We start from the raw sequence: 14,408 nt of genomic DNA, 5'->3' as shown, positions 1-14,408 counted from the left end.
GAGTTCCCGCAGGAGTGGGTGTCGGAGTTCCCGCAGGAGTGGGTGTCGGAGTTCCCGCAGGAGTGGGTGTCGGAGTTTCCGCAGGAGTGGGCGTCGGAGTTTCCGTGGGAGTTGGAGTTTCCGTGGGAGTCGGAGTCGGAGTTGGAGTCGGAGTCGGAGGGTTATTGACAACAATGCTTGCCGTGACGATCGCAGAATCAGCTTTCCCGTCATTAGCTTTGTAGGTAAAAGAGTCTGTCCCTGCAAAACCAGCATTCGGAGTGTAACTGAAGGAACCGTCTTGGTTGAGGGCCATCGACCCTGTAGCCGGATTTGTCACCAAAATCGCCGTCAGCGGGTCGTTTTCCGGGTCTGTATCGTTGATTAAGACTCCCAAACCCGTCACGTTGAGACCCGTATTAAAAGCAGTAATATAGCTGTCAGAATTCGCTACAGGCGGGTTATTGTTGACGCTGACAGTTACGGTAGCGGGTGCAGAGTTAACTATTCCGTCGCTGACTTTGTAGGTAAAGGTGTCTGTTCCAGAAAAGCCAGCGTTAGGAGTATAAGTGAAAGAACCGTCTTTGTTGAGGGCGATCGACCCTTTAGTTGGATTTGCGACCACCGCAGCAGTTAGTGTGTCTAAGTCTGCGTCGGAATCGTTGGCTAAAACTCCCGGCACTGTTACGCTGAGGACTGTTCCCGCACTGAGGCTGTAGGTGTCAGGTTGTGCGATCGGCGGATTGTTTATGACATTGATATTTGCCGCTATTTCTGGTGAAGTAACAGCCCCATCACTGACAGTGTAAGTAAAACTATCGAGTCCAAAGAATCCAGGATTCGGAGTATAAGTAAACGAACCATCCTGATTAAATTCGAGAGTGCCATTGTTGGGATTTGTGACTTTCGTTGCCGTCAGCAAATCGCCGTCAAAGTCGCTATCGTTGGCTAAAACTCCCTCAGCCACAGGCACATTCAGGACTTTACCGTGCAGAATTTGGTAATAGTCAATTAGTGCCAGCGGTGGATTATTTGTGACATTGATATTTGCCGCTATTTCTGGTGAAGTAACAGCCCCATCACTGACAGTGTAAGTAAAACTATCTGGTCCAAAAAATCCTGGATTCGGAGTATAAGTAAACGAACCATCAGTATTGAATACGAGAGTGCCATTGTTGGGATTTGTGACTTTAGTTGCCGTCAGCAAATCACCGTCAAAGTCGCTATCGTTGGCTAAAACTCCCTCAGCCACAGGAACGTTTATCACTCGATCGTGCAGGGTTTTGTAATTGTCACTATTTGCCTGCGGTGGCTGATTTGTGACATTTAGATTTACCGGCACAGTCGTGAAAAAAGGCGCGAAGGCTGCCCCGTCAGTGATGCTGTAGCTGAAGTCGTCAAAACCAGCAAAACCCGGATTCGGAGTATAGCTGAACGAACCGTCAGCATTGAAATTCAGCTTGCCGTTTTTAGGGACTGACTCAAGTTTTGCAGTCAATGTGTCGCCGTCAGGGTCGATGTCATTGGCCAGGACTCCGGGAATTACGACATTGAGTGTCTTGTCGTGGGGAGTGTTGTAACGGTCGCTATTTGCCTGCGGCGGCTGATTTGTGACATTAATAACTATCTGATTGGTCGCAGGCACGAAGGCTCCGTCGCTGACACTGTAGCTGAATACCTCCAAGCCGACAAAACCGGGATTGGGAGTATAGCTAAAGGAACCGTCAGGGTTAAAATTGATCTTGCCGTTGTTTGGCAAGGATACCAGTTTGGCACTCAAGGAATCGCCGTCGGGGTCGATGTCATTGGCCAGCACTCCGGGAATTACGACATTGAGTGTCTTGTCGTGGGGAGTGTTGTAACTGTCACTATTTGCCTGCGGCGGCTGGTTGGTGACATTGATACCTATCACAACAGGCGCTGATGTGAAAGTTCCATCGCTGACACTGTAGCTGAATTCCTCCAAGCCAACAAAACCGGGATTCGGAGTATAGCTAAAGGAACCGTCAGCATTGAAATTCAGCTTGCCGTTTTTGGGGACTGACTCAAATTTTGCAGTTAATGGGTCGCCGTCGGGGTCGATGTCATTGGCCAGGAGTCCGGGAATTAGGACATTGAGTGTCTTGTCGTGAGGAGTGTTGTAACGGTCGCTATTTGCCTGCGGCGGCTGGTTGATTAAGAACTTGGTGACGTTGAGGTTCACCGAAACGGGGGGAGAGGGCAATACCCCATCGCTGATGCTGTAGGTGAAGTTGTCAATACCAGCAAAACCCGGATTCGGAGTATAGCTGAAGGAACCGTCAGCATTGAAAACTACCTTGCCACTGTTGGGGGCGGACACCAGTTTTGCCGTTAGGGGGTCGCCGTCGAAGTCGTCGTCGTTGGCCAAGATTCCGGGGGCTGGCAGGTTTAATACCTTGTCTTGGGGAATGCTGTAATTGTCTGGTTGTCCCGCAGGTGGAAAGTTGGTGACATTCAGGTTCACCGGAACGGGGGGAGACGGCGATGCCCCATCGCTGACGCTGTAGCTGAAGTTGTCAATACCAGCAAAACCCGGATTCGGAGTATAGCTGAACGAACCATCAGCATTGAAATTCAGCTTGCCGCTGTTGGGGGCGGACACCAGTTTTGCCGTTAGGGGGTCGCCGTCGAAGTCGTCGTCGTTGGCCAAGACTCCGGGGGCTGGCAGGTTTAATACCTTGTCGTGGGGAATGCTGTAATTGTCTGGTTGTCTCGCAGGTGGAAAGTTAGTGACATTCAGGTTCACTGGAATGGAGGGAGACGGCGATACCCCATCGCTGACGCTGTAGGTGAAGTTGTCAATACCAGCAAAACCGGGATTGGGAGTGTAGCTGAAGGAACCGTCAGCCTTGAAAACTACCTTGCCGCTGTTGGGGACTGATACCAGTTTGGCAGTCAGGGGGTCGCCGTCGAAGTTGTCGTCGTTGGCTAAGATTCCGGGGGCTGGCAGATTGAATACTTTGTCGTGGGGAATGGTGTAACTGTCTGGCTGTCCCACTACCGGCTGGTTAGTGACATTCAGGTTCACCGGAACGGGAGGAGACGGCGATGCCCCGTTGCTGACGCTGTAGGTAAAGTTGTCTGGGCCTGCAAAACCAGGATTGGGAGTATAGCTGAAGGAACCGTCGCTGTTGAAAACTACCTTGCCATTGTTTGGCAAGGACACCAGTTTGGCAGTCAAGGCGTCGCCGTCGGGATCGGAGTCGTTGGCTAGGACTCCGCGGGCTGGCAGATTGAATACCTTGTCATGGGGAATGCTGTAACTGTCTGGTTGTGCCACTGGTTGCTGGTTGGTGACGTTAATGACGAAAGTCTGGCTAGGCGAAGTATCGATACCGCCGTTAGCTATACGACCATTGTCTCTGAGGGTTAAACTAATAGTAGCACGGCAGATCGCAGCCCCCGCCGACGTAAAAATCAGTTGTCCTAAAGAGTACGATCGCGGGTGATACGCTGAATAAACCAGTATTGTCAAGTTTAGGTCGATCGCGCCTAGTTGCACACTTTCGGGGGCGGCCGTAGGAGAGAATGCACGAAGTTCTGCATCGTCTTAGCCTTGAGGTTAAACTTGTGCAATGTCAAACTTCATTAATGTTGTCAGCATCGATCGACAATAATACTATCGTATAGTCAGGAGACCAATAAAATTAACAATCAAGACTGATATTAATTTTCAGTGAAGCTGCAACAGATTCATCTTGTAGAGGCGCGTTTAGCAACTAATTCATTTCAAAAACCGACTATTCCAGTACACAAATTGCCTTTTTAAGGTTCGCTCGCTAACAGTTCTTGTGCTACCAATCCTTTCTGAATTGCGAGTACAGCAGCTTGAGTGCGATCGCGCACTTCTAACTTTTGCAAAATCGCGTGCACGTGAACCCGCACAGTCCCCGGAGCAATGTACAATATTTGTGCAATTTCCTGATTGCTTTTGCCGCCCGCAACTAAAGCTAAGATTTCCTGTTCTCGCTTCGTCAGCGGATTCTCTAAAAGTTGCGATTTCAACCCATTTTTCAAAGGTTCGGGATTAGCAAAAACCGCCCGAATTTCCGCAGTCGCGGCCTGATCCCACCACGAAGCGCCCGCCGCTACCGATCGAATTGCCAAAACCAAAGTTTCCGCAGCAATTCCTTTTAGACAATAGCCCTGAGCACCCGCACCAATCAATCTTTCAATTAAGGATTTTTGCGAATGAGAAGTTAATATTAAAACGGGAATTGCTGGATGTCGCTGTTTAATTTGGCGGCACGCTTCAATACCCCCAATTCCCGGCAAACCGACATCGAGAACTACCACATCTGGCAAGTGTTCCTGAGTCAATTCTACCGCCGTTTCGCCATCTTCCGCTTCAGCAATTACTTGCAAGCAACTTTCTTGCTGCAACCGCGTTTGCAGCCCCAACCGAAACAGTTCGTCGTCTTCAACTAAAAGAATTCGCAAGGGATAAACTGGTTTCATTTCTCTGGGATAGCAGGGAGTCTAAATCCAAATAAAGCGCCTAGAGGCAATTTATTTTCTGCCCAAATTATACCGCCGTGGGCGTCAATGATTTGGCGAGATAAGTATAACCCCAATCCCGATCCTTTGGCTTGCCGGTCGCTGTGTCCTTGATAAAAACGCTCGAACAAGTAGGGCAGTTCATCGGCGGTAATTCCCAAACCGCTATCGATAACTTTCACCACCTGATAACTCGAATAAGATTCCATGACTATTTCTACTTTGCCACCGCGAGGAGAATGGTTGATACCGTTTGTTAGCAAATTAACAAAAACGCGCTGGAGTTGCACGGCATCGCCATTTACCCACAAAGAGCGACGGAAATCTGACTCCCCGTAACTCATACTAATGTAAACCCGGCGCGCCGCCGACAAATGGATGAGTGTTGCGATTACTTCTTCTGCCAAAGCTACTAAATTTACGGGAGCAAGTTGCAGTTTTAAACCTTCGGCATCGTTGCGGTAAACATCCAGCAGCGTTTCTACTAATTGTAGTGACATTTTGTGCGATCGCGCCATTGTTTCGAGAACTTTTTGCTGACTGGCGGTGACATCCCCAAATTTGGCTGACTGAAAAGCTTTAATTGTTTCTATAGCCCCCAGCATCGGCGTTTTTAAGTCGTGACTCAAAGTAGAGACAAAATCTTCTCGGATGGTTGCTAGCTGCTGCTGCGACTGCAACTCAGCTTTAGCGATCGCGATCGCTTCTTGGTACTGGTGGTTGCGATCGCTCAAATATCCCGTCACCCCTAAAGCCATGACTGCGATCGATCTGTTTGCGACAGTGGCTAGGGCGATCGCTTCTCCAGGAGGAACAAACAAATTTAACAACGTCAAACCTGTCGCTACCAGTGTAATTTGTAACTTACCCAACCGACTCAATCGCGAATTAGCCAGTAAAATCGGGCCCGTATACAAATACCCAAACAGATACTGCGACGGCGTAGTAAATTCCAGGAGTGCAACAATCGCAAATAAAATTGCGATCGACCACCTCCCCCGCAAATACTTCTCTTGAATAGCCAGGTTTTTGGGGATAGACGATAAACTTTTAAACATTCTCAATCAATCCATTTTCTATTGTAGATTAAAACTTTTTTTCCTTATACCTACTGCGTACTACCTTAGCACAGTTATTTTTTTGAATTTTTTTCACCTATTCTCGCGCCAAAGCATCGCGTTTAGCGAACATCTATATCTAGAAGTATAGACAGTTAACCAGATCTAAAGATTTATGTATTCTGACAAATATAGAGCGAATAAGCCTAACGTGCAAACAGCAATTTATACCTGAAAGCTGATTATCCAATTTTCTAACAGTGAGTATAGTAATCAGTAAAAGTAGATAGCATTTTTAGGCTAACAGAAGTGACCGAGCAACTTTGTCAGATGGAAGCGATTTCAGTTTCATTCAAACTAACAATAGTTATTGTGGCGCGCTATTAAATGCTATACAATTGCTCGATCGCCGTCAAAGCACGGAATTAGCAAAAGAAAAACGAGGAATTATCGCCAGCGAAAACCCGTTGGTGGCGTTAATCCCTCCGGCTGAGGAGATTGCATCTTAGCAGCAGCATTGAATTCGGCGATCGCCCCCAAACTGAAAGTGACCTGCAAAAAAAGATCGCCCGGTTTTTAGAACCTCCCACCTAACCAATTTTGCGAACGCAAAAACGTATTTATCTAAGGATAAAAATTAACTAATTTATGCTGCAAGGATTACTTCAAATCGCATTAACCCTAATCATTCTAATAGCAGTCGCGCCAGTCTTCGGCAACTACATGGCGCGGGTATACATGGGACAAAAAACCATTCTCGACCCCGCTATTAAACCCCTAGAAGAAATTATCTATAAAGCCAGCAACATCCGGTATGTAGATTCAATGACAGGTTGGCAATATGCCCGATCCTTACTTTACAGCAATGCAGCAATGGGCATATTTGTGTTTTTAATTTTCATGCTTCAGGGAGTGCTGCCTTTAAATCCCACCAGCCTAAGTGCCCCAACCTGGGATACAGCACTGCACACAACAATTTCATTCCTCACAAATACCGACCAACAGCATTACTCCGGCGAGACAACATACAGTTATCTATCCCAGTTAACTTTGGGTTTTTTAATGTTTACCTCAGCCGCCACAGGTTTAGCAGTAGGAATCGCCTTTATTCGGGGACTGACTGGCCGCCCGTTAGGTAACTTTTACATCGATTTAATTCAATCAATTACCAGAATTCTCCTGCCATTATCTTTAATAATCGCCTTGCTATTGCTAATTTCAGGAGTACCCGAAACCCTAGCAGGGCCGGCAGTTGCGCGTACCTTAGAAGGCGGCACGCAAGTAATTGCTCGCGGCCCAGTTGCTCACTTTGAAAGCATCAAACAACTGGGAGAAAACGGCGGCGGATTTTTTGCCATTAACTCGGCTCATCCCTTTGAAAATCCCAACCCTTTTACCAACCTGCTGGAAACACTAGCAATGGTTTCTATACCAGCAGCTATGATTCACACCTACGGCAGATTTGCCAACAACAAAAAGCAGGGATGGCTAATTTTTTGGATGGTGTTTGTCATCTATATAATTTTGATTGGCATTGCAGCATTTGGCGAGTACGGCGGCAACCCTCAAATTAATAATTTACTGGGCGCGCAACAACCAAATTTAGAAGGCAAAGAAATTAGATTTGGCTGGGCCGAGACTGCACTGTGGGCGGTGACTACAACTGGGACAATGTGCGGCGCTGTCAACGGGATGCACGATTCTTTAATGCCTCCCGGTGGTTTTGCTACTCTGTTTAATTTGTTTCTGCAAATCGTTTGGGGCGGACAGGGAACGGGAACGGCTTACTTGTTTATTTACTCAATTTTGAGCGTATTTCTCACCGGATTGATGGTGGGGAGAACGCCGGAATTTTTGGGACGCAAAATTGAAAAACGGGAAATTATTTTAGCCAGCGTTGTTTTGTTGATTCACCCGATCGCAGTTTTAATCCCCGGTGCAATTACCCTCGCCTTGACCGACAGTTTGACCGGCATCAGCAACCCGGGATTTCACGGCATTTCCCAGGTGATGTACGAATACGCTTCGGCCGCAGCTAACAACGGTTCTGGTTTTGAAGGATTGGCTGACTCTCAACCCGCGCCAACAGCACTTTGGTGGAATTTAAGCACCTGTTTTAGCCTGCTGTTGGGGCGCTACGTTCCAATTATTGCCCTGCTGCTTTTAGCTGACAGCATGACGAACAAACAACTGGTTCCCGAAACAACGGGCACTCTCAGAACCGATTCAGTTTTGTTCACCAGCGTCACCGCAGGAGTAATCATAATTCTGGGCGCGCTGACATTTTTCCCAGTTTTAGCTTTAGGGCCAATTGCCGAAGGATATGAAATTAGCAACGGCAAATTTGAACCTGCATCGATAACTGCACCCACAACACCCTTAGCAACACCAACTCCTCCACCTCAGTAGCCAAAATTCTCAACCTCACTCTTCTCTGTGTTCTCTGTGTTCTCTGTGGTTCATTAAAAATCCCCAATCGATATGGCTTCTTCCAATACTCCAGATTCCCCAAAAAAACCTGCTAGAGGCTCTCGCCAGTCTCGCAAGCACACGCCGAAAGCAAATACTAAAGGTCTTTATCAAAGAGCTTTTAAAGAAGCTTTTGTCAAGCTAAACCCGCGGGTGATGCTGAAAAATCCGGTGATGTTTGTGGTGTGGGTTGGCACAATTGTGACTGCATTATTAACGATCGACCCCACGCTGTTCGGCCCGGTTCCCGGCGAAAATCAGAGAGTTTTCAACGGTTTAGTCACATTTATTTTATTCTTTACTTTGGTATTTGCTAATTTTGCCGAAGCAATAGCAGAAGGGCGCGGGAAAGCGCAAGCAGATGCCCTGCGATCGACCAAAGCCGACACAACAGCCCGCAAACTCCTACCAGACGGTTCAATTCAAGAAGTTAGTTCGACATCCCTGAGACGCGGCGACCAAATTAAAGTGATCGCAGGCGATGTCATTCCTGCGGACGGCGAAGTGATCGCAGGCGTCGCGTCGGTAGATGAATCTGCGATCACAGGCGAATCCGCGCCGGTGCTCAAGGAACCGGGTTCGGACATCGCCAGTTCCGTCACCGGCGGTACGCGCATCCTCTCTGACGAATTGACGCTGCGGGTGATGGCCGACCCCGGCAAAGGGTTTTTGGACAGGATGATCGCGCTGGTGGAGGGGGCAGAACGATCGAAAACACCGAACGAGATCGCGCTGACGGTGCTGCTGGCGGTGCTGACGCTGGTGTTTTTGATTGTGGTTTCGACGATTCCGCCCGTGGGCAATTACGTGAAAACTCCCGTGGGCGTGGTAACGCTGATTTCGCTGCTGGTGGCGCTGATTCCAACTACCATTGGAGGTTTGCTGAGCGCGATCGGCATTGCGGGAATGGATCGCGTCGCTCAGTTTAACGTGATAGCGACCTCTGGACGCGCCGTGGAGGCTTGCGGCGACGTGAATACGCTGATTTTGGACAAAACGGGGACGATCACGCTGGGGAACCGTTTAGCCGAGGAATTCATTCCGGTAAACGGTCACTCGCTGGAGGAGGTTGCGAGTGTAGCGCTGGCTGCTAGCGTGTTTGACGAGACTCCAGAGGGAAAGTCGATCGTCCGTTTGGCTCACAATTTGGGCGCACAGGTGGATTTCGATCGCACCAACGCCACGGGGCTTGATTTTTCCGCAAAAACGCGGATGTCTGGCACGGATTTGCCCGATGGGACGGAGGTTCGCAAGGGCGCGGTGGATGCGGTGAAGGGTTTTGTGCGATCGCGCGGCGGCAATTTCGGGCCGGATCTCGATGCAGCTTACGAGCGAGTTTCGCGGCTTGGGGGCACACCTCTAGGCGTTTGTCGAGGCAGCGACACCTACGGCATTATCTATTTAAAAGATGTCATCAAACCGGGAATTCGCGATCGGTTTGACCAACTGCGAAAAATGGGCATCCGCACAATAATGCTCACCGGAGATAACCGAATTACAGCATCAGTAATTGCCGACGAAGCAGGCGTTGACGACTTCATTGCCGAAGCAACTCCCGAAGACAAAATCGACGTAATTCGCAAACAACAAGCCGAGGGCAAATTAGTCGCAATGACTGGAGACGGAACCAACGACGCACCCGCCCTAGCGCAAGCAAATGTAGGACTCGCGATGAATTCTGGAACCCAAGCAGCGAAGGAAGCTGCGAACATGGTGGACTTGGATTCTGACCCCACAAAACTAATTGATTTAGTTACAATCGGCAAACAATTGCTGATTACTCGCGGCGCGCTGACCACATTTTCCCTAGCCAACGATATTGCTAAATATTTTGCAATTATTCCCGCCATGTTTGCCCCTGTCGGCGCTTTAAACATCATGGGTTTAGCCAGCGGTCAATCGGCAGTTTTGTCTGCCTTAATCTACAATGCTTTGATTATTCCTGCTTTGATTCCACTAGCATTAACTGGCGTAAAGTTTAGACCTTTGAGCGCCAATCAACTGTTGCAGCGAAATATTTTAATCTACGGATTGGGCGGAGCAGTCGCGCCGTTTATTGCAATCAAAATTATTGATGTTTTGATTACCGCCGTTGGGTTAGCATAGATCGGGAAAGCACGACACTGATTTTGACACGGATACACGGATTAATCTCGTTCACCGGCAGAGCCAGGGAACGCAGTTCCAGAGGCTCAGCCTCGATTTTTTCCCAAAAAAATATCCAATAGAAAGACAGATATTTATTCCCAAAATAAGGAGAATTCATGAAACGGAATGATTGGCTTAATGATATTTTTCCCAGAGATTTTCAAGCAATTATTGATTTAGCGCAAATGCTTTGGCAGCGCCACCCAATCCCGCTGCAGCTATTTATAGTAATGTGTTTCAATGCGATAATTGCCCCCGCTGTTTACGCGGCTGCGGGTGAAGATTTGACCCGAAAAGCTGTGTGGGGTTTAAGTCTCTTGGGTTTGGTGATTATCGCCATTTCTATTTACTTGTTTGTAGTCATCTTTCAGCCGGAAAGATTTTAGTCAATAATTAACCCTTAGCAAATAACGGAGCGAGGTCATTTATGAGAGAAATAATTAGAGCCATTCGCCTTACCCTGGTTTTGTGGGGAATTACAGCCATTATTTACCCTTTAATCTTGCTAGTAATTGGTCAAATTGCCTTCAACTCGCCGGCAAACGGCAGCTTAATTAGCAAGCAAGGAATTATAGTCGGTTCGTCGTTAATTGGCCAACCTTTCTCCTCAGAAAGATATTTTTGGAGCCGCCCCAGCACCACAAATTACAGCAGCTTTGCTACCGCAGATTACGACCCCACAAAGGGAGAAAATTTAAGTCAAACAACAGGTATTTCTGGAGCTAGCAACATTGCCCCCAGTAACTCTAGTTTGCTGAAGCGAGGTAATAAAAAAGATGGTTTTCAGGGGGTGCAAGTTGAATTAGATCGCCTCAACAAAGCTGGTATCAAACCGACTGCTGATTTAGTCTACACCTCTGGTTCTAGCCTCGATCCGCATATTAGCTTGGAGGCAGCTAGGGCGCAAATTCAGCGGATAGCAACGGTGCGTTCGCTCAATCTCAATCAAGTAGAAATGTTGGTAGCCAAAAATACAGATGGCAGATTTCTCGGCATTTTCGGCGAACCGGGAGTTAACGTCCTCAAACTGAATTTGGCTCTCGACGGTTTACAATAGTTAACAGTCAGTAGTCAGTAGTCATTAGTCATTAGTCATTAGTCATTAGTTATTTGTTATTTGTTACTTGTAGCAACTGACAATCGCTAACTGACAACTGACAACTGACAACTGACAACTGACAACCGCCAACTGACAACTCACTACTCACTACTCAGCTATGATTCACTCTAGCGAAATTACCAACAATCCAGACGCGGTTTACGCCCAACCAAACCGCACTTACGATCGCACCCCCCGCCGGGGAAAGCACAAAATATTTATCGGCATGGCCCCCGGTGTCGGCAAAACTTTCCGAATGCTGGAAGAAGGGCACAGGCTCAAATCTGAAGGCATTGATGTGGTAATTGGACTGTTAGAAACTCACGGGCGAAAAGAGACAGCAGCTAAAGGTGAGGGACTAGAAATAGTGCCAAAAAAACCAATGCTGCGCGGCGAAAAGATGCTCACCGAAATGGATACGGATGCTGTGATAGAACGCCGTCCTCAATTAGCATTAATAGACGAACTAGCTCATACAAATATTCCGGGTTCTCTGCGAGAAAAAAGATATCAAGATGTCGAAGAAATTCTCAAAGCTGGGATTGATGTTTTCTCCACCCTCAACATTCAGCACATAGAAAGTCTCAACGATTTAGTAGCTCGAATTACCGGAGTTGTAGTCCGAGAGCGAGTGCCCGATCGCGTTCTCGAAGATGCTGACGAAATAGTCGTTGTCGATGTCACACCGGAAACTTTAGAAGAGAGGTTGCTAGAAGGCAAAATTTATGCTCCCGAAAAAATTGAACAATCTTTAGAAAACTTTTTCCAGCGCCGTCATTTAATTGCTTTGCGAGAACTCGCCCTGCGAGAAGTCGCAGACAATGTGGAAGACGATGCAGCAACTTTAAAAGGCCAATCTTGCAACATTCACGAACGAGTTTTAGCGTGCATCTCGACTTATCCGAATTCCTTGCAACTGCTGCGGCGGGGCGCGAGGATTGCTAGTTATATGAATGCCCCATTTTATGCTGTGTTTGTCAACGATCCAGACCGATTTTTAACAAAAGCAGAAAGCTTGCACGTTGAAACTTGCGAGAAACTCTGTCAAGAATTTAAGGGGCAATTTTTGCGGGTAAACGGCACTAATATAGCCAAAGCGATTTCGGAGGTAGCTAAACAGTACCGCATTACTCAAATTGTGATCGGCGAAAGCCAGCAATCCCGCTGGAAGTTGTTGCTGCGGGGTTCTTTGACTCAACAGTTAGTGCGATCGCTCAAACACGTAGATTTGCACATCATCGCTACCGAAAAAAGTGGTCTTTCTAATTAGTCATTAGTCCTGAGTCATTAGTCATCAGCCATTAGTTCTTAGTCAGATGAATGAAATTAACAATTCCGGTCGATTGTCAGTTACGGAGTTTAGGGGACACCAAAAAAAAGCCCGCAGCAGCAGGTTAGAAGCATAAAGAATTTGGTATAACGACTGCAACTTTCGGAGGATAGCTGAATCTAGCGGGCGGTGGAGGCGCCAGAAGCTTTTACGTGTCAGAATCGCACTTGGTAAACCTGATTAAAAGTGCGATCGCTATGGTGGATGATTACATTCTCAACTTGCTAGTTATTGGCATCCTCCTGCTTACCGTTACCTTGGGTTCCGGCTGGATTTCGCGATTGCCTGTATCTTATGCCTTAATTTATCTCATTGTCGGTATCGGATTGGGGCCCTACGGCATCAAGCTGATTGACTTGCGTCCCGAAGCTGAATTTTTAGAAAGACTTACAGAATTTGTAGTTATTGTTTCTCTGTTCAGTTGTGGCTTAAAAATGAATCGCCCGCTGCAATTTTGGGCTTGGAATTCCACAGTACGGCTGATCGGTTTTTTAATGCCAATTTCTATTTTTGCAGTGGCCGCGATCGGTCATTGGTTTGTGAAATTAGATTGGGGTCCGGCGATTTTACTCGGAGCAATTCTCGCTCCCACCGATCCAGTTTTAGCCTCAGAAGTTCAGTTAGCTGATATAGACGATCGCGATGAATTGCGCTTTGGTTTAACATCGGAAGGCGGTTTGAACGATGCTTTAGCTTTTCCCTTTGTTTATTTCGGCATTTATTCGCTAAAAGATAACAACTGGTCGAACTGGTTTTCGCAGTGGGTAGCAGTTGACTTGATTTGGGCGATCGCCGCAGGTATCGTTATGGGCATTTTAGTAGCTAAAGCCGTCACCTGGATCGATCGCCAACTCCAACGCTATCGACCAGCCGATCAATTAATGGAAGATTTCATTGCTCTCAGCACAATTCTGCTCACCTATTCCCTCACAGAAGTAGTCAACGGCTACGGATTTCTCGCAGTTTTTGTAGCAGGAATTGTCGTGCAGCAGAGTTACCGCAACCCAGAAAAACCGCTTTCCCAAATGCACTTTACCGAGCGCATTGAAAAGTTAATGGAAGTAGCAACTATTTTACTATTAGGTTCGCTTTTGCGCCTAGAGCCTATGTTGGCTTATGGAGGATACTCCCTCTTAGTAGCTGGATTGTTAATTTTTTTAATCCGGCCTGTGGGAGCTTGGATTAGTACGATCGGCAGTCCTTTGCATCCCGCCAACCGCTGGCTTTACGGTTGGTTCGGCATTCGTGGGGTCGGTTCTATATATTATCTTACCTATGCTTTCGCTCAGGGTTTGGAAGGAGAAATAGCCGAAAGAATTGCCTGGATTACCTTTTCAACAATCATAATTTCTGTGGTTTTGCACGGCATTACTTCCACCCCGTTAATGAACTGGTACGAGCGCCGAATCAAACCTAAAGTACCGGATTTAATTTAATTCAGTAAGGTGCGTGACTTTAATAGTCCTGGACGCAACTGTCACACAACAATCGACTTGTAGGGTGCGTCAGGCGAAATTCTCTAACGGCGATCGGGAATTTCGGGATCTGACGCACGTTACTATATAATCTAAAATCGACTTGTAGGATGCGTTAGGCGCAGTTCTCTAACGAAACCGAAAGAAAAGAAGATTATAATTTTTGGGATAACTATAATATCAACGTTCGCCGAATCAAACATGGATAGATTTGAATTTCAGCTAGCAATGCTGCAACAAGGAGCAGAGGAACTAGGGAGCGTGTCACTTTTGCAATAAGTACAAATACTTAGACAGCTTTTCCCGACTTGCCAATTAACCCATTTAAATAA

General features: G+C 47.2%; 9 protein-coding genes. 6 read left to right on the top strand and 3 right to left on the bottom strand.

Annotated elements, in window-relative coordinates; all coding sequences use genetic code 11:
• From QUA33_RS25805 to QUA33_RS25795, 3 genes are all read right to left on the bottom strand, one after another.
• On the bottom strand, positions 1 to 3,502 hold a 3,502-nt coding region (locus QUA33_RS25805), incomplete at its 3' end, for an Ig-like domain-containing protein (RefSeq protein ID WP_333152352.1).
• A 263-nt stretch (positions 3,503 to 3,765) separates the two neighbouring features.
• A complete protein-coding gene (locus QUA33_RS25800) occupies positions 3,766 to 4,458 on the bottom strand; it encodes a response regulator transcription factor (protein WP_333152350.1) in 693 nt (230 codons plus the stop codon).
• On the bottom strand, positions 4,455 to 5,555 hold the full coding sequence (locus QUA33_RS25795; protein WP_333152348.1) for a HAMP domain-containing sensor histidine kinase: 1,101 nt from the start codon (positions 5,553 to 5,555) through the stop codon (positions 4,455 to 4,457). Before QUA33_RS25795 ends, QUA33_RS25800 begins: the two co-directional genes overlap by 4 nt.
• Positions 5,556 to 6,203: 648 nt before the next feature.
• On the opposite strand from QUA33_RS25795, the gene kdpA reads away from it, so the two are divergent.
• The 6 genes from kdpA to QUA33_RS25765 all read left to right on the top strand — a co-directional run bounded on the left by kdpA (position 6,204) and on the right by QUA33_RS25765 (position 14,037).
• Positions 6,204 to 7,964 carry a potassium-transporting ATPase subunit KdpA gene (gene kdpA, locus QUA33_RS25790; RefSeq protein WP_333152346.1) on the top strand — a complete coding sequence of 587 codons (1,761 nt, stop codon included), beginning with the start codon at positions 6,204 to 6,206 and terminating at the stop codon, positions 7,962 to 7,964.
• Between the two features lie 72 nt (positions 7,965 to 8,036).
• The gene (kdpB, locus tag QUA33_RS25785) at positions 8,037 to 10,130 is read left to right on the top strand and encodes a potassium-transporting ATPase subunit KdpB (RefSeq protein WP_333152344.1); all 2,094 of its coding nucleotides are present in this window, start codon (positions 8,037 to 8,039) and stop codon (positions 10,128 to 10,130) included.
• Between the two features lie 158 nt (positions 10,131 to 10,288).
• The gene (locus QUA33_RS25780; protein ID WP_333152342.1) at positions 10,289 to 10,558 is read left to right on the top strand and encodes a potassium-transporting ATPase subunit F; all 270 of its coding nucleotides are present in this window, start codon (positions 10,289 to 10,291) and stop codon (positions 10,556 to 10,558) included.
• A 41-nt stretch (positions 10,559 to 10,599) separates the two neighbouring features.
• On the top strand, positions 10,600 to 11,229 hold the full coding sequence (gene kdpC, locus QUA33_RS25775; protein WP_333152340.1) for a K(+)-transporting ATPase subunit C: 630 nt from the start codon (positions 10,600 to 10,602) through the stop codon (positions 11,227 to 11,229).
• A gap of 160 nt (positions 11,230 to 11,389) precedes the next feature.
• On the top strand, positions 11,390 to 12,541 hold the full coding sequence (locus tag QUA33_RS25770; protein WP_333152338.1) for a universal stress protein: 1,152 nt from the start codon (positions 11,390 to 11,392) through the stop codon (positions 12,539 to 12,541).
• A 212-nt stretch (positions 12,542 to 12,753) separates the two neighbouring features.
• Entirely contained in the window at positions 12,754 to 14,037 is a 1,284-nt protein-coding gene (locus QUA33_RS25765; protein WP_333152336.1) for a sodium:proton antiporter, read from the top strand.
• The last annotated feature ends 371 nt before the right edge of the window (positions 14,038 to 14,408 follow it).

It is taken from the genome of Microcoleus sp. Pol14D4 (genome assembly GCF_036701245.1).
In the GTDB taxonomy this organism is placed as follows: Bacteria; Cyanobacteriota; Cyanobacteriia; order Cyanobacteriales; family Microcoleaceae; genus Microcoleus.
This window is presented reverse-complemented; position numbering and strand designations above follow the sequence as displayed.

What these genes read in the sequence shown, in the direction of transcription:
- QUA33_RS25800 (WP_333152350.1), bottom strand. Translation starts at nt 4,458, where the DNA reads ATGAAACCAGTTTATCCCTTGCGAATTCTTTTAGTTGAAGACGACGAA.
- QUA33_RS25795 (WP_333152348.1), bottom strand. Translation starts at nt 5,555, where the DNA reads ATGTTTAAAAGTTTATCGTCTATCCCCAAAAACCTGGCTATTCAAGAG.
- kdpA (WP_333152346.1), top strand. Translation starts at nt 6,204, where the DNA reads ATGCTGCAAGGATTACTTCAAATCGCATTAACCCTAATCATTCTAATA.
- kdpB (WP_333152344.1), top strand. Translation starts at nt 8,037, where the DNA reads ATGGCTTCTTCCAATACTCCAGATTCCCCAAAAAAACCTGCTAGAGGC.
- QUA33_RS25780 (WP_333152342.1), top strand. Translation starts at nt 10,289, where the DNA reads ATGAAACGGAATGATTGGCTTAATGATATTTTTCCCAGAGATTTTCAA.
- kdpC (WP_333152340.1), top strand. Translation starts at nt 10,600, where the DNA reads ATGAGAGAAATAATTAGAGCCATTCGCCTTACCCTGGTTTTGTGGGGA.
- QUA33_RS25770 (WP_333152338.1), top strand. Translation starts at nt 11,390, where the DNA reads ATGATTCACTCTAGCGAAATTACCAACAATCCAGACGCGGTTTACGCC.